Consider the following 15,789-nt stretch of genomic DNA (forward strand, 5'->3'; position numbering starts at 1 on the left):
GTCAGGTCGTCCATGTCCTCAGAACCCCTCGCATCCGAAACCCCCGCAGCCCTGCGCCGCCATGATCTGGACTGGATCCGGGTCGGCGCCTTCATGCTGCTGATCCTCTACCACGTCGGCATGTTCTACGTGCCCTGGGACTGGCATGTGAACAGCCCGCAGCCGGTCGAATGGCTGGAGCCGGTCATGCAATTGACCAACCCCTGGCGGCTGACCCTGCTGTTTCTGGTCGCGGGCGCGGCGACCCGTTTCCTGTTCGACAGTCTGGAGGGCGAGGGGAAGGGTGCCGCGCGCCGTTTCGCCGGGTCGCGGACCTGGCGTCTGCTGCCGCCGCTGCTGTTCGCCATGTTCGTGATCGTGCCGCCGCAGTCCTATTACGAGGTTGTCGAGGCGGCTCAGGGGTTGGGCGTGGTCGATCCGGCGCGCTCGCCATGGCTGGCCGACTTCTGGGTGAAGTACGCCACGGCGTCCGGCGGCTGGTGCGACGCCGACGGCTGCCTGACTACGCCGACGTGGAACCATATGTGGTTCGTGGCCTATCTGTTCGTCTACAGCCTCGTGCTGGCGGGCCTGCTGGCGTTCGGGCGGGGTTTGCTGCCTGTGATCCAGTCAGGGCTGGAGCGCGTCTTGAAGGGCTGGGGCCTGCTCATCTGGCCGGTGTTGTGGCTGTTCCTGCTGCGCTGGACCCTGGCGCGGATCTTTCCGACGACCCACGCCCTGACCGACGACTGGTACAACCACGCGGTGTCGTTCAGCGCCTTCCTGTTCGGCTTTCTCAGCGTCCGCTCAGCGGTGCTGAAGGCAGCCTATGAACGGCTGCGGCGACCGGCGCTGATCCTGGCCCTGTGCGCCTGGGCGGGATGGGCGACCTATGCCTGGACCTATCGCGACGGCGGAACGCCGCCCGAAGCGCTGAGGGCCGCCATGCGACTGGTTTACGCCCTCGACCAGTGGTCCTTCATCGCCGCGGTGCTGGGCTATGGCGCGCGCTATCTGAACCGGGGCGGACCGTGGCTGCGCTATCTGACGGGCGGCGTCTTCTGCTTCTACATCGTCCACCAGACCCTCACCGTCGTCGCGGCCTATCACCTGTCCAAGCTGGGTCTGCCGCAGGGGCTGGAGGCGGGGCTGCTGGTCGCCGTCACCTTCGGCGGTTGCTGGGCGTCCTATGAGGCGGCGCGGCGCCTGGGACCGCTGGGCCTGGTGCTGGGAGTGAAGCGCAACGCCGGGCTTGCGCCTCGGAGCCGTCCGGTTAGGCTCGAGACCCGAGAACAGAAGCCGGTCGGACAGGACGGATGACGATACGCAGGAAGTCACCATTCCCCTGGCTGCTTGTCCTGACCTGGCTGGTGCTGCTGGGCGCGGCCGTCGGCGGCCTGTTGACGGGGGAGTTCAGCGTCACCTTCGTCGGCGCCGGGACCTTCCTGCTGACGCTTGTCCCGTTCTGGCTGGCGCCGCGCGTCGGGCTGAACCTGCCGATCGGCTTCGTCACCGCCATCGCCGTCTTCCTGTGCGCGACCCTGTTCCTGGGCGAACTGGGCGATTTCTACGAGCGTTACTGGTGGTGGGACGTGGTGCTGCACGGCGGTTCGGCAGTGGCCTTCGGCCTGGTCGGCGCCCTGCTGATGCTAATGCTGGTGCAGGGCAGCCAGTTGAAGGCCGCGCCCTTGACGGTGGCCTTCTTCGCCTTCTGCTTCGCCGTGACCATCGGCGCCCTGTGGGAGATCTGGGAGTTCATGCTGGACCAGGTGTTCGGCCTCAACACCCAGAAGTCCGGCCTGGTCGACACCATGTGGGACCTGATCGTCGACTCCATCGGCGCCCTGATCGGGGCGGGCGCCGGCTGGGCCTATCTGAAGGGGCGCGAAGGCGGGCCGCTGGTGCGGGCCATGCGCGCTTTCATCGACAGGAACCGGCGCCTGTTCGGCGGCTGACGACGCCTATTCCGCCAACCGCCCCGGCGCTGCATCGGCGGAGAAGACGATCGCAGGGTCCGGCTCGCGGCATTCCAGACCGGGCCGGTCCAGACGGCGCAGGACGTGGCGCAGGATGTTCAGCCGCGCCGTCTTCTTCTTGTCGGTCGCCACCACGGTCCAGGGGGCATAGTCGACATGGGTGCGCTTCAGCATTTCGTCGCGGGCGGCGGAATACGCGCTCCAGCGGGCCTGAGCCTCGGCGTCCAGGGCTGAGACCTTGAAACGCTTCAGCGGATGGTCGACGCGCTCCTCCAGACGGCGGGCCTGTTCGTCGCGGCTGATGTCCAGCCACAGCTTGATCAGTAATGTCCCCGACTGGGTCAGCATCCGCTCGAAATGCGGAGCGTCGTGCAGAAAGCGCTCATGTTGCTCCGGCGTGCAGAAGCCCATGACGGGCTCGACCCCGGCCCGGTTGTACCAGGAGCGGTTGAAGATCACGATTTCGCCCGCCGCCGGCAGATGGGCGGCGTAGCGCTGGAAGTACCATTGGGTCGTCTCGCGCTCGGTGGGCTTGGGCAGGGCGACGACCCGCGTCTGGCGCGGCGCCATATACTCGGTCATCCGCTTGATCGCCCCGTCCTTGCCGGCGGCGTCGCGCCCTTCGAAGACGATGACGACCTTCAGCCCCTGTTCGATGGCCCAGGCCTGAGTCTCGACCATCTGGATCTGCAGGGCTTCGAGGATGTCGGCATAGTCATCCTTGGCCATCGGCGCGTCCCTGTGTCGTGATGTATCGACCTTGCGATGAAACAGCGGGCGTCGCCAGCCCGAGTTCCAACCTCTTCTCCGGGTCAGCATCCCGAAAAGGAGATTTCGACCTGAACTATCGGAAGTTGTCGTATGCAGCCCTAGAAGGGCGCAGGTTTTTCGTCAGTTCTGCGGCTAATCCTGTTGTCTGTCCGGCGATATGCTGATGTCGGACGATATTGGGGGCCCAGCGGGACGCGGAGGCCCGAGCAGGCGGGGCGCGACCTGTGCGGCAGGCGCCGAATTAACTGTAAAGCCCGTACGCCCCTATTCGCTTTACAGTTGACCGCTGTGGATAGTCGGGTGACAACATCGCTGCAGTCCGGATTTCACGTGGGGTCCAAACCCGCGTCTTGCTCCTTCGCCTGAACGAGCTTGTCCAGATGGGCTGACGGGCGATCCTGCAAGGACGTCCGCCTGGAAAAGCGCGTTTACGGAGACGCAATATGGCGACCGGCACGGTCAAGTGGTTCAACCCCACCAAGGGCTTCGGCTTCATTCAACCCGACACCGGCGGCTCGGACGTTTTCGTCCACATCACCGCCGTTCAGAAGGCTGGTCTGGTGGGCCTCGATGAAAACGCCAAGGTCGAATACGAGCTGGAAACCCAGCGCGGCAAGACCTCGGCTGTGGACCTCAAGGTTCTCTAAGGCCAAGAATCCTAACGGATTCTAAGAAGAGACGCGGAGGGCGACCTTCGCGTCTTTTTTGTTGGGCGCTTGTCGCGAACTCAGGGCGTCAGCTCCGCGCGGAGGCGATCCGGCGTCAGGCCGCCCGCCCGCAACTCGGCCAGGGTGACGGAGCGGTCGCGCTTGGCGTAGCGGCGGCCGTCCGGTCCGGCCAGCAGGCGGTGGTGTCGATAGACGGGCGCGGGCCAGCCCATCAGGGCCTGGATCAACCGCTGGATATGGGTCGCTTCGAACAGGTCCTGGCCGCGAATGACATGGCTGACCTTCTGCAGGGCGTCGTCGTGGGTCACCGCCAGATGATAGGCCGTCCCGGCGTCCTTGCGCGCCAGCACCACGTCGCCCGCCGTCTCCGGCCGCACCTTGATGCGGCCGGTTTCGCCGTCGGGGCCTAAGCCTTCCTCGATGAACTTCAAGCCGTCCCAGGCGGCGCCGCCCAGCGCCTCCCTGGCGCGATCCAGCGACAGCCGCCAGGCGAAGGGGCGCCCTTCCGCCAGCAGACGCGCTTCTTCTTCGACCGGATGGGGGCCGGGCCGGGCCGCCTCCGCGGGGCCGTGGGGCGCATCGCCGATGGCGTCCAATATCTCCTTGCGGGTGCGGAAGCAGCGGTAGAGCAGGCCGTGGCGGTCCAGCGTCTCCACCACGGCGGCGTAGTCGGTCAGGTGATCGGACTGACGCCGTACGGACGTCTCCCAATCCAGCCCCAGCCAGGCCAGATCCTCGAAAATCCCGACCTCGAACTCGGGCCGACACCGCGTCGGGTCGATATCTTCGATCCGCAGCAGGAAGCGCCCGCCCGCATCCTTCGCCGCCCTCCAGGCCGTCAGGGCCGAGAAGGCGTGGCCCTTGTGCAGGCGGCCGGTGGGCGAAGGCGCGAAACGGGTGACGAACATGGCGGCGACGAAACGGGTCAGACCCGCTTCAAGGCTCCTGCCTTCTCGGCCTGATCTACGGCGGCGCGGATGTCGGCCTCGGACACGAAGTCGAACTGGGCGATCAGGTCTTCGAGGGTGAAGACGTGCTGCGACAGCGCCCAGTGCATGGCGTGGGCGACAGGGCCGGCGTAGGCGGGGGCCATCATGGCGGTGCGGCTGTAGCGGGTCAGCGCTTCACGATGGGGCAGGGTGAAGCGGTGAGCGCGCGGCGTCAGCCGTTCCTGCGCCATGGCGATCTCATCGCGGAAAGCAGGCGAGGCGGCCAGTTGCGCTAGCCTCTGGCCCAGCCCGGCCAGGTGCTGTTGCAGGGCGCGGCCGCCGTCCTGACCGGATGGCGGCAGATACGCCCGGAAGGCCGGGTCCTGCATGGCCGCCTGTTCCAGCAGGTTGAAGATGATGCGGCCATGCAGGGAGGCGATGGAGTAGGTGACGTGCAGAGAGGCCGCGTCCTGAGCGAGGGCGTCGTGATAGCAGCCGCGCGGCAGATAGAGCACGTCGCCCGGCCGCATCATCACCTCGGCCTGAAGGCGGCCTTTCGTCTGGTCGAGCCAGCGGCGCATGTCGCCGACGTCGGACGGCATCTCGACCGGGGCGTTGGCGCGGTTTTCATAGATGCGCCACAGCTTCTCGCCCTCGGTCTGGACGGCGAAGACATCGGTCAGGTCGAAGTGGGCGCCGAAGGCCTGCACCCCCTTGAACGAGCAATAGATGTTGGCGCCTGCGCTGGCGGCGAAGGTGCGGCTCAGCATTGAGGACAGGTCTGCGATGGGCTCAGTCAGGTCCTGCACGTCGCCAGCGATCAGGCTGGCGCCTTCAGCGACGAACAGCGCCACCTTGGCCGGATCGGGCCGAAAGGCGGGGCCCGATTGGGTTGGAAGCGTGCGGCAATAGCGTTCGGGCGGCACGGGCTCGGTGTTCTGCACCAGTTTCAGCGTCTGGGCGGTCCAGATCGACGGCTGGTTCAGCAGGCCGTTGAACGTGGTCCAGTCCAGCAGCGACCGCTTGGCGGCGCCTTCCTCAGCGGGAATGTACAGCGGTTTTCGGCCGTGGAACTCCGCAAAGAAACGATCAGGCGTGATCGGGTGTAGAAGATCGTCCAGAGTACGCATGGCGCGATGCTAAAGCGGCGCCGTTTTTCTGTCGATACGATGCCATGGCCTCAGCTCCGTCTCCCGCCTCCGTCGCCGCCGCACGCGAGGCTCTGGCCGCCGCCGATCCGGCGTTGGCGCGGGCGCATGCCTCGACGCCCGTGTTTGAATGGCGGCTGCGGACCGGCGGCTATGAAGGTCTGTTCCGCATGATCGTGGAGCAGCAGGTCTCAGTGGCGGCCGCCGCCTCGATCTGGAAACGGGTGGTCGAAGGGCTGGAGGGGCAGGTGACGCCTGACGCCGTTCTGGCGCGCGACGTCGAGACGCTGCGCACCTTCGGCCTGTCCGGCCAGAAGGCGAAATACGGCCATGAGATCGCCCGCGCCCAGACCGAGGGGCGCATCGACTTCGACCATCTGGAGCGGCTGGACGACGCCCAGGCCATCGCCGCCCTTGTGGCCATCAAGGGGGTGGGGCGGTGGACGGCCGAGACCTTCCTGATGTTCTGCGAGGGCCGACTGGATGTCTTTCCCGGCGGCGACGTGGCCCTGCAGGAGGCCATGCGCTGGGCGGACCGCGCCGAGGACCGTCCGAACGAGAAACAGGCCTACGCCCGCGCCGAGATATGGCGGCCGCATCGCGCGGTGGCGGCGCATTTGCTCTGGGGGTGGTATGGTGGCGTTCGGCGCGGCGAAATCGCGCTGGACGAGGGGGCCTGACTCTCGTCTTCACGAAGGCCGGGGGCGACCCCGAAGACGGCGCCGGGCGGCGCCTTGGGGATGATGACGATGTTGGAGCCGATCGCGGGCGCAGACCTGGTTCGTCCGGCTGCGGTACTTCCGTTGCTGGATTTTGCGGGCGTGGCCGTCTTCGCCGCCACCGGCGCCCTGGCCGCGTCCCGGGCCAAGCACGATGTTCTGACCTTCGCCTTCTTCGCCGCCGTTACCGGCATGGGCGGAGGCACGTTGCGCGACCTTTTGATCGGGGCGCCGGTCTTCTGGGTGCAGGACTGGGTCTATGTGGCGGTCTGTCTGGTGGTGGCGGTCGGTTTCTGGCTGCTGGGCGCGCGCTCGTGGCGGTTCCGGGCCTTGCTGTGGCTGGATGCGGTCGGGCTGGCCGCCTATGGCGTCATGGGAGCGGCCAAGGCGGCGTCCTATAATGCGGCGCCGCTGATCTGCATCGTCATGGGGGTGCTGACGGCCTGTTTCGGCGGCATCGTGCGCGACGTGCTGGCGCACCAGCCCTCCATCCTGCTGCGACGCGAACTGAACATCACGGCGGCGCTGGTGTCCGCCAGCGTCTTTGTCGGCCTGAAGGCGCTGATGGTTGGGACCTGGCCTGCGGTCGGCGCCGGGCTGGCGGCGGGATTCATGCTGCGCGCCGGCGCCTTGCAGTGGGGTTGGAGCTTGCCGGCCTTCCCCAGTTATGGTCGTCGCCCATGACGCCGCCGTCACGAAAACTCCTCATGCCGGTCATGGCGATGCGAGGGAATCAGGCGTAGGGTTTCCTGCATCAGACCAAGGAAGGAGACGTGTCTTCAGTCCTGTCGCGTCGATAACCCCCCGTATCTGCGGGAGGGCCTGATGCAGGTCCTGTCCCGCCCGCCGTCCGGCTTTCCAGCCCTGGTGCTGAACGCCGATTTCAGGCCCTTGTCCTATTTCCCCCTGTCGTTGTGGCCTTGGGAAGAGGTGGTCAAGGCCGTGTGGCAGGACCGCGTCGACGTGGTCGCCACCTATGACAAGGTTGTCCGCAGCCCTTCGCTGGAGATGCAGCTGCCCAGCGTGGTCTGTCTGAAGTCCTATGTGGACCAGGACCGCAAACCGGCCTTCACCCGTTTCAACGTCTTCCTACGCGACGGTTTCGCCTGCCAGTACTGCGGCGAGCCGGGTACGTCCCAGGACCTGACCTTCGACCACGTCATCCCGCGCTCGCGCGGCGGGCGCACGACCTGGCAGAATATCGTCGCCGCCTGCGGCCCCTGCAACCTGAAGAAGGGCGGCCGCACGCCCGGCCAGGCTCACATGCCCCTGCGCCGCACCGCCCACCAGCCCAGCGCCTGGCAGCTTCAGCAGGCGGGTCGCCGTTTCCCGCCCCACTTCCTGCACCAGAGCTGGCTCGACTATCTCTATTGGGACATAGAGCTCGAACCTTAGGGTTCTTTTCAGTTGCTCGAAATGGCTCAAACACCCTTGTGGTGGGCAGGTTCAGGGTTCGTTCTTTTCCCGCTGATTTCTCGATTATCCTCCGAAATCCTCCCGGCTGGTGACCATGTGGTGACCAAAGCCGGGACCAGAAACGGGAGCCCTCGTGGGCCCGAGGAGAGATCGAATGGTTCAGAACCCCAGGTCCGGAAAGATCACCAAACGCCTGGTCGACGCCCTGACGTCTGAAGGGGTGCGCTTCACCCTTTGGGACACGCAGCTCAAGGGTTTCGGGGTGCGCGTCGCCGTCAGCGACACCAAAACCTACGTCGTTCGATACAGGACGATCGGCGGCGCCGACCGCCTCCTTCACATCGCTCGCCATGGCGTTGTGACCGCCGAAGAAGCCCGCGAAAGAGCTGCTGCTGTGCTGGCCGAAGTCGCGTCAGGTGGTGACCCTCAGGGGACCAAAGTCGAACGACGTGAAGAATTGACGATGTCGGAGCTCTGCGACCTCTACATGAAGGAGGGCGTGACGATGAAGAAGGCGACGACCCTTCGCATCGACCGCATCCGCATCGCTCGCCATATCAAACCGCGCCTGGGCAGGATGAAGGTCACCGATATCGGCCGAGCGGACATCGAGCGGCTGATGGTCGACGTCGGATCGGGACGCATTCGTGGGGAGGCGACGCCCCATACGCGCGGCGGCATTCATGCGGCCTCGCGGACGGTCGGTCTGCTGGGCGGCATCTTCACGTTCGCCGTTGAGCGGGAGTTCGTGAAGACCAACCCAACGCGCGGCGTGAAGCGCTACAAGGACAACCGCCGGGATCGCTTCCTTTCGCCGGCCGAATTGGCCCGGCTCGGTGACGTTCTGGCGGACCTCGAAAAGCACGGGGGCGATCCGCGCCACATCAACATCATCCGCCTTCTCGCGTTGACCGGCGCCCGCAAGAACGAGATCGCCAAGCTCAAGTGGTCGGAGATTGATCGCACCATGGGGATGCTTCGGCTTGAAGATTCCAAGACAGGCGCGAAGGTCATCCGTCTCGGGAGCGCGGCGCTGAAGTTGATCGAGAGCCTGCTCTCGAACGGGAGCATCTATGTGTTCCCGGATCGGAGGGATCCCACACGTCCGATCGCCAATCTCGACTGGGCCTGGGTCGGCATCCGCAAACGGGCCGGGATGGAAGACCTGCGGATCCATGACCTTCGGCACAGCTTCGCGAGCGCGGGGCTGGCCGGCGGAGAAGGGCTTCAGCTTATCGGCAAACTGCTCGGTCACAGTCACGTCAGCACCACCAGCCGATACGCCCACCTGGCGGACGACCCGGTTCGGGCTGCGGCGGACAGGATCAGCGAGAGCGTGGCCGCCTCTCTCGCGGGCTGGTCGGTTGAAGAAGGACAGACGGCCCACTGAAAGAAGGCCGCCCGGCAGATCGCCGGGCGGCCGAAGAGACTGGATGGGATTGGGAGCTAGGCGCTCTCGTGAGCGGCCTCGCCCCAATGTCCCGCCTGACGTGGCTGGCTCGACGAGGACCTGAGGCCCGAGAGCTGGCTGCGCGCCCACTCGTGCAGCAGGCTCTTGGGGTAGTAGGGCGTCCGCCCGAGGTGGGTACAGGGCGGTCCGTCAGACCGCGTGCAAAACACCTTCGCCAAGGTCGATGGCGACAGGCGGATGCCCATGCGCAGAAGCTCGGTTGAAGCTTCCTTGCGGGTCAGTAGCATTTCCTCAGTTCCGTGAAGATGTAGACCGGCCATGTGGCGCTCCTTTCCGTCTGAACCAGAACTGTAATCAAGCAAGCACTGGCAGCAATGAACTGCAACCGGCGAACCTGCGGGGATTATTGAGGAAAATGTCGGTGCCTTGTCCGATCTGTTCCGCTCGGTTTCTATTGGATCGATCTCTTCTGTTCTCTCACGCCCTTGTGATGACGCGTGCCCAGCGTCACGGCTTGGTCCGGGTCTGCGGGGGCGCCTGCAGGTAGTCGGCGTGTGCTGCGGTTATCGGATGCGCTCGCCTCCGCAGTTTCTTAAGAGCGGGGTTTTGGACACTGGGACGACCGGAATGGAGCTAGAAGACGTGCCGGCGAGCTCGGCCGGTGTATCGCAAGCCACACTGACACCAGCCCTGAAGGTGCGGTCGGCGTCCCGATTTCTTGCTGCTCTTCCTGTCGGCGGTCTTTCGCAGGCGGAGGTCGATAAGCTGGTCGGCATCCTCTTGAGGTCGAATGACCTCGTCTCGCAGGTGCCTAACCCACAACGCCGGGGCGGACGAACCCGAGAATGGTGAGGTGTAGCGTGGGAAGACGAGCAAAAGCAGGAAAGCCAAGCCCCTCGGCCACGTCGTCTCCATCCCAAGACATTGCGATCCGCGCGGGCATCGTCGCTCAACGCCTGCTCGCCGAGCTTGGCCTGCACTATCTTGAGGATCTAGCGCCTGACAGCGCCCGCGAGCTCCTCCGCGCGGCTTGGCGTGAAGCCGCCGGCCAGATGTTTCAGGGACCAGACCTGGATGTCGTTCAGGCGGAGATCGACATCATGATCGACAGCCTGGACATGACGGAGCCGCCACCGCCGATGCGTCGTTCCGAAATGCACTGACGTGATGTCTTGGTTCGAACGGTGGCGGCGGCTATCGGAAGTCCCGCGTCCTCACCCGAATGCCTTCAAGCGACAGGTCAGGGATGTAGATGTCCCGTGCCTTCGGCGTCCGGGCGTCCGGCGCACTGCCGCGGTAGACCTCGTCGCCCCGCCCATGCGGCAACCGGAACTCGCCCCTCCGGCCTAGGGACGCCAGGAGGTCCGAGCCGTCGTGCAGACGTTCAGCGACGATGTGCACCACCTCACCCTCGCGCTCCACCCTGCCGTCAACCACCAGCAGGCTGGCGCCCAGCACCACGCGCCGTTGCTGCTCGTAGAGGCTCGGCCAGATCACCAGATTGGCGACGCCGGTTTCGTCCTCGATGGTGATGAACATCACTCCCTTGGCCGATCCCGGCTTCTGGCGGACCAGGACCAGACCGGCGACACGGGTCAGGCGGCGGTCGCGCATGGCCGTGCCGTCCGCGCAGGTTATCACATGCCGGGCCTGGAGTTCATCGCGCAGGAAGGCGAGCGGGTGATCTCGCAGCGTCACCCCGACATGGGTGTAGTCCTCCACCACCTCTTGGCCGGCGGGCATGGCCGGCAAGGTCGCGTCCGGCTCGTTCACCTCGGACGCCAACTCTCCCGCCTCCGCCGAGGCCGCCGCGAACAGCGGCAGCGGATCGTCGCGCAAGGCCTTTATCGACCAGAGGGCGTCGCGGCGCGCCAGGCGCAGCCCGTCCAGAAAGGCGTCGGCCTCGGCCAGTCGCGTCAGGGCGCCGACGGGCGTCATCGCCCGTCGCCACAGGTCGTCGATGGTCGCGAAGGGCCGATCCCCGCGGTTCGTCACCAGGCGGGCGGCGTCGCCGTTGGACAGCCCGCGGACCATGCGCAGCCCCAGCCGAACCGCGAACCGGTCTTCCCGATCCGTCGGCTCCAGGGTGCAGTCCCATCGCGAGCTGTTGACGCAGACCGGACGGACCTCGATCCCGTGCTCGCGGGCGTCCCGTACGATCTGGGCCGGCGCATAGAACCCCATCGGCTGGGCGTTCAGCAGGGCCACGCAGAAGACGTCCGGGTGATGGCATTTGAGCCAGGACGAGGCATAGGCGATCAGGGCGAACGAGGCCGCGTGGCTCTCGGGAAAGCCATAGGACCCGAAACCTTCCAGCTGACTGAAGGTCTTCTCGGCGAACTCGGCCGTATAGCCCCGCTCGACCATCCCCCCGATCAGCTTGTCCTTGAAGTGGCTGACCCCGCCGGTGAATTTGAAAGTGGCCATGGCCCGGCGCAGCTGATCCGCCTCCGACGCCGTGAACCCCGCACATTCGATCGCCACCCGCATCGCCTGCTCCTGGAACAGGGGCACGCCGAGGGTCTTGCCCAGAACCTTCTCCAGTTCCGGCTTGGGAAAGACGACCGGCTCCTTCCCCTCGCGGCGCCGGAGGTATGGATGGACCATGTCGCCCTGAATGGGCCCCGGCCGCACGATGGCGACCTCGATCACCAGGTCGTAGAAGGTGCGCGGCTTGATGCGCGGCAGCATGGCCATCTGCGCGCGGCTTTCGATCTGGAAGACCCCGAGCGTGTCGGCCTTGCGGATCATGGCGTAGGTCTTCGAGTCCTCGGCCGGGATCGAGGCCAGGTCGAGGTCCATGGCCTTGTGCTCGCGCAGCAGGTCGAACCCGCGCCGCATGCAACTGAGCATGCCCAGGGCCAGAACATCGACCTTCATGAACTTCAGGGCGTCGATGTCATCCTTGTCCCATTCGATCACCTGACGGTCCTTCATCGCCGCCGGCTCGATGGGAACGAGATCGTCCAGACGGTCGTCCGTCAGGACGAAGCCGCCGGGATGCTGCGACAGATGTCGGGGAAAGCCGATCAGCTGGCGCGACAGGTCCAGCGCCAACCTAAGACGACGGTCCTCCAGATTGAGGTTCAGCTCCTCGGCGTGCCGATCCTCGACCCCTTCCGAGGAGTAGCTCCAGACTTGGGACGACAGGGTCTTGATCAGGTCCTCGGTCAGGCCCAGCGCCTTGCCGACGTCACGCAGGGCGCCGCGCGACCGATAGCGGATGACGGTGGCGCACAGGGCGGACCGGTCGCGCCCGTATGCGTCATAAATCCACTGGATGACCTCCTCGCGGCGCTCGTGCTCGAAGTCGACGTCGATGTCCGGCGGCTCCTTGCGCTCCTGACTGACGAAGCGTTCGAACAGCAGGTCGTTGCGGCCGGGATCGATGGAGGTGACGCCCAGCACGAAACAGACGGCGGAGTTGGCCGCCGAGCCTCGCCCCTGACACAGAATGTCCCGACTGCGGGCGAAGCGAACGATGGAGTGGACGGTCAGGAAGTAGGGCGCATAGCCCAGGGTCTCGATCAGTCCGAGTTCGTGTTTCAACGAGGCACGCACCTTGTCCGGCACGCCTTCCGGATAGCGCTCGGCGGCGCCCGCCCAGGTCAACGTCTCCAACGCCTCCTGCGGCGTCTGTTCCGTCGATGTCTCCCGCGGATACTGGTAGGCGAGTTCGTCCAGGCTGAAGCGGCAGCGGTCGGCGATCTCCACTGTCCGGGCCAAGGCCTTCGGATAACGGGCGAACAGCCGATGCATCTCTTCGGCCGGCTTCAGGTGACGGTCCGCCGTCCGGTTCCGACGAAAGCCCACGTCGTCGATGGTGCAGCCTTCCCGGATGCAGGTGACGACGTCCTGCAGAATGCGGCGATCCGGATGGTGGAACAGGACGTCGTTGGTGACCACGGTCGCCACGCCCACGGCCCCCGCCATCTCCGACAGCTGGTGCAGTCGCAACTGATCACGCGGCCGCCGGAACAGCGTCAGCGCCATATGCGCTTCCTGACCGAATGTATCGACCATCAAGGCCAGACGCCGTTCCAGGACCGCATCCGCCCGCTCGGGGATCAACACCGCGACCAGCCCTTCGGCATGGGCGGCGACGTCGTCCCATCCCAGCCGACACCCGCCCTTGCCGCCGCGCCGCTTTCCCAGCGTCAGCAGCCTGCAAAGTCGGGAGTAGGCTGGCCGGTCCTTCGGGTAGACCAGCACTTCCGCGCCGTCGTCCAGCACCAGACGGCAGCCGACGATCAGGCGCACGCCTGTGACCTTGGCCGCCTCATGCGCCCGCACGATTCCGGCCAGACTGTTGCGATCCGCCACCGCAACCGCGTCCAGCCCGCAGATCGTCGCCTGCGAGAACAGCTCCTCGCAGGAACTGGCCCCTCGCAGAAACGAGAAGTGGGATGCGCACTGGAGTTCGGCGTAGCGCAGCGGCGGGGTCGCGGTCATCCGAAAAGTCCATGGATGAACCAGGCGTGCGAGCCGGTGCGCCTGTCCTCGCCATTGCCTGCTCTGAACAGCCAGAACCGTCGACCGGCCTCATCCTCGACCTGAAAATAATCCCGTACCGCCCAGACCTCGGCGTCCCGTCGCCGCCATTCGCCGAAGATTCGCTCGGGACCGTCAGCGCGGATCACACGGCGGCGTACGCCCCGCCAGGTGAAATAGATGGGCGGATTGTCCGGCAATAGGGCCATGGTCTCGACGGGCTCGGGCTGTTTCAGCAACCTCGCCGGACGGGGCCATTCGGGCGTCCAGTCCAGGACCGGCGCGACGGACAGAGGCGGCGCCTTGCCGACGGAGCGTTCGGGCACATCGCTCTCGATCGGGATCAGACGATAGAGCCGCTGCGCGCCGATGCGGTTAGCCAGCAGATCGACGAGATCGGAAAGATCGGGCCTCTCCGCCAGTCCCAGCACGCTCTCGTCGGGGCGCCAGTGAAGCGGTTCGGCCTGGACCGCGGACAGGGTCATGCGCTCGATGCCGAACCCGGGATCGATCTTCTCGATCCGATCGCTCAGCAGACGCGTCAATCTCGAGGCGTCGCGGCTCGGCCGGGCCAGTCCAACCCTCTGCGTCTCGATCCGGTTGTCGACGCGGAAACACAGCCAGTCGAGACGTCGAGCGCCCAGCCCGGAGACCTCCAGCGCCGCGCATAGCTCCGAGGTGAGAGCCGCGATATGGCGGGCCAGGGTTTCCGGCGCGCCGATCGGTTCGCCGAACATCCGCGAAACTGTGGGAATCTCCGGGGCCTCGACCGGGATAAGCGGCTCTTCAATGCGCCCGTAGGCCTGGTCGATGCGGCGGCCGAGCTCATGACCGAACCGAAGCGCGAGAGGCGCGCGCGGGCGATGCGCGACATCGGCTATGCAGTCGAAACCCATGCGGTTCAGATGTGCGATCAGCTCCGACGGCAGGCGAAGGCCCGCCAGCGGCAGGCTCCCGATAGCCGCGTCGATGGCGTCCGGCGGGATGATACGGTGCGCGCGCCGAAAACGCACCACCGCATGGGCGGAGCCATAGGTCGGTCCGATCGCGGCGTCGGCTGCGACGCCTTCGGCTCCCAGCCGCTCGATCATGTCCGCCAGCATGGCCGCCTCTCCGCTCTTCAGGTGGGCGGCTCCGGTGGCGTCGATCGCCAGGCCGTCCGGCGGAACCGGCTGGCAGACGGGCGCGTATCGGCGCATCGCCCAGACGGCGAGACGACCGAGCGCGGCTTCGTCGCCCTTCGGATCGGCCTCCCGCAGGTCAAGGCCGGGGATCAGGGCCTGGGCCTGGGTGGCGGCCATGCCGACGCGGGCGCCCTGGGCCCTGGCCGCCGGGTTGGCGGCGAGCACGGCCCGTCGCCGCCCACACCGACCCGTCAGGACCAGGGGAAGGTCAGGCGGCGGCGCGGCTTCGCCAAGCCCTCGCATCAGACGATCGACGGACCAGTTGGGCAGGTAGAGCGAGACGACCCGTCTCATCACAGGCTTCCAGGGTGAAATCCGCGGCAGCGGCGCCGCGACAGCGAAGGAGTTCGACGAACCAGCGCGCGCGCCCCACGCCAGGCACGGGCAAGGGCGAGGAGGGGGCCGGGCTGATGCGCCAGCGGGTGGCGGAGGCGGTGTGCTGGCCGAAGTCGGCGGCGTCCGAAGCCCGTCGCCATCGCCGCACCGCCAGACCCAGGCCGCCCGAGCCTTCGGCGGCCAGCTGCAGCCGTCGGGACGCGACGAGACTGAGGCGGGCGGTCTCGGCCACGACCGCAGCCAAACCCGGATGGCGAAGCCCTTCCTCGAAACAGGCGAGGAGTGAAGTTTCGTCCCCGGCCTCGACATAAATCACCCGACCAGGCCCGAGACCGGCTTGGCTCATGGCCGGGGCGAACAGGTCGGGACGGGTCACGCACCAGAGAACCTGGCCGGGACGCCGCGCTGCAATCCCGGCCGCGAAGAGGGCTGCGGCGGCGCCGTCCACGGCCTCCTCGCCTCCGCCGGCGACCTCGTGAAGGGCGCCGAGCGACAGGCCGCCGCCGGGCAGGCGGCTGTCCAGGTCACGCACTCCGAACGGCAGCACGCCTGCAGCGCTTCGGCTCCCTTGCTCCAGGGCGCGTATTCGATCGCGCAAATTGTCGAGTCCAGCAGGCAGGCCGGCGTGCATGAGAAGCCCTCCTGTTCGCAAGGCTGATAGATGTTCCTGTAATGTTCTGGTTCTGGATCGAGCGAAGAGTCAACCTTCGCCGATCCTTTATCCCCGTCGCCGGGGCTCCGTGGACCACCTCCCGGAACGT

Annotated in this window: 14 protein-coding genes; 8 read left to right on the plus strand and 6 right to left on the minus strand. The window is 66.5% G+C overall.

The genetic code is table 11. The features are described 5' to 3' along the window. Positions 1-12: 12 nt before the first annotated feature. Both RSD66_RS03750 and RSD66_RS03755 read left to right on the plus strand, forming a co-directional pair. Positions 13-1,299, plus strand: coding sequence for an acyltransferase family protein (locus RSD66_RS03750; protein WP_415289036.1), 1,287 nt, complete (start codon positions 13-15; stop codon positions 1,297-1,299). Further along, positions 1,296-1,934, plus strand: coding sequence for a hypothetical protein (locus tag RSD66_RS03755; RefSeq protein WP_415289037.1), 639 nt, complete (start codon positions 1,296-1,298; stop codon positions 1,932-1,934). Before RSD66_RS03750 ends, RSD66_RS03755 begins: the two co-directional genes overlap by 4 nt. A gap of 6 nt (positions 1,935-1,940) precedes the next feature. Here RSD66_RS03755 and ppk2 read toward each other — a convergent pair whose 3' ends face one another. Beyond that, positions 1,941-2,684: a polyphosphate kinase 2 gene (gene ppk2 / locus RSD66_RS03760; protein WP_119412784.1), complete on the minus strand. Its 744-nt coding sequence runs from the start codon at positions 2,682-2,684 to the stop codon at positions 1,941-1,943. A gap of 485 nt (positions 2,685-3,169) precedes the next feature. On the opposite strand from ppk2, the gene RSD66_RS03765 reads away from it, so the two are divergent. Further along, on the plus strand, positions 3,170-3,373 hold the full coding sequence (locus RSD66_RS03765) for a cold-shock protein (RefSeq protein ID WP_003170380.1): 204 nt from the start codon (positions 3,170-3,172) through the stop codon (positions 3,371-3,373). 80 nt (positions 3,374-3,453) lie between these two features. Here the strand turns inward: RSD66_RS03765 and gluQRS are convergent, their stop codons facing one another. After that, positions 3,454-4,302 carry a tRNA glutamyl-Q(34) synthetase GluQRS gene (gene gluQRS / locus RSD66_RS03770; protein WP_415289038.1) on the minus strand — a complete coding sequence of 283 codons (849 nt, stop codon included), beginning with the start codon at positions 4,300-4,302 and terminating at the stop codon, positions 3,454-3,456. A gap of 17 nt (positions 4,303-4,319) precedes the next feature. Next, the gene (locus RSD66_RS03775; protein WP_415289039.1) at positions 4,320-5,453 is read right to left on the minus strand and encodes a JmjC domain-containing protein; all 1,134 of its coding nucleotides are present in this window, start codon (positions 5,451-5,453) and stop codon (positions 4,320-4,322) included. A gap of 44 nt (positions 5,454-5,497) precedes the next feature. Between RSD66_RS03775 and RSD66_RS03780 the strand changes: the two genes are divergently transcribed. The 5 genes from RSD66_RS03780 to RSD66_RS03800 all read left to right on the plus strand — a co-directional run bounded on the left by RSD66_RS03780 (position 5,498) and on the right by RSD66_RS03800 (position 10,180). Continuing rightward, a complete protein-coding gene (locus RSD66_RS03780) occupies positions 5,498-6,151 on the plus strand; it encodes a DNA-3-methyladenine glycosylase family protein (protein ID WP_415289040.1) in 654 nt (217 codons plus the stop codon). A gap of 60 nt (positions 6,152-6,211) precedes the next feature. Next, positions 6,212-6,874: a trimeric intracellular cation channel family protein gene (locus RSD66_RS03785; protein ID WP_024353593.1), complete on the plus strand. Its 663-nt coding sequence runs from the start codon at positions 6,212-6,214 to the stop codon at positions 6,872-6,874. Between the two features lie 138 nt (positions 6,875-7,012). Continuing rightward, a complete protein-coding gene (locus RSD66_RS03790) occupies positions 7,013-7,585 on the plus strand; it encodes an HNH endonuclease (protein ID WP_415289560.1) in 573 nt (190 codons plus the stop codon). A gap of 175 nt (positions 7,586-7,760) precedes the next feature. Next, on the plus strand, positions 7,761-8,996 hold the full coding sequence (locus RSD66_RS03795; protein ID WP_415289041.1) for a tyrosine-type recombinase/integrase: 1,236 nt from the start codon (positions 7,761-7,763) through the stop codon (positions 8,994-8,996). Positions 8,997-9,877: 881 nt separating this feature from the next. Further along, entirely contained in the window at positions 9,878-10,180 is a 303-nt protein-coding gene (locus RSD66_RS03800; protein WP_415289042.1) for a hypothetical protein, read from the plus strand. Between the two features lie 31 nt (positions 10,181-10,211). Here the strand turns inward: RSD66_RS03800 and RSD66_RS03805 are convergent, their stop codons facing one another. The 3 genes from RSD66_RS03805 to RSD66_RS03815 are packed head-to-tail and all read right to left on the minus strand — an operon-like array spanning position 10,212 to position 15,659. Next, positions 10,212-13,469 (minus strand): error-prone DNA polymerase, encoded by a 3,258-nt coding sequence (locus tag RSD66_RS03805; protein ID WP_415289043.1) that lies wholly within the window; start codon positions 13,467-13,469, stop codon positions 10,212-10,214. Next, entirely contained in the window at positions 13,466-14,986 is a 1,521-nt protein-coding gene (locus RSD66_RS03810) for a Y-family DNA polymerase (RefSeq protein ID WP_415289044.1), read from the minus strand. Before RSD66_RS03810 ends, RSD66_RS03805 begins: the two co-directional genes overlap by 4 nt. Beyond that, entirely contained in the window at positions 14,901-15,659 is a 759-nt protein-coding gene (locus tag RSD66_RS03815; RefSeq protein ID WP_415289045.1) for an ImuA family protein, read from the minus strand. Before RSD66_RS03815 ends, RSD66_RS03810 begins: the two co-directional genes overlap by 86 nt. Between the last annotated feature and the right edge of the window lie 130 nt (positions 15,660-15,789).

The sequence above is a fragment of the Brevundimonas sp. S1H14 genome (genome assembly GCF_047716865.1).
Classification (GTDB): Bacteria; Pseudomonadota; Alphaproteobacteria; order Caulobacterales; family Caulobacteraceae; genus Brevundimonas; species Brevundimonas naejangsanensis.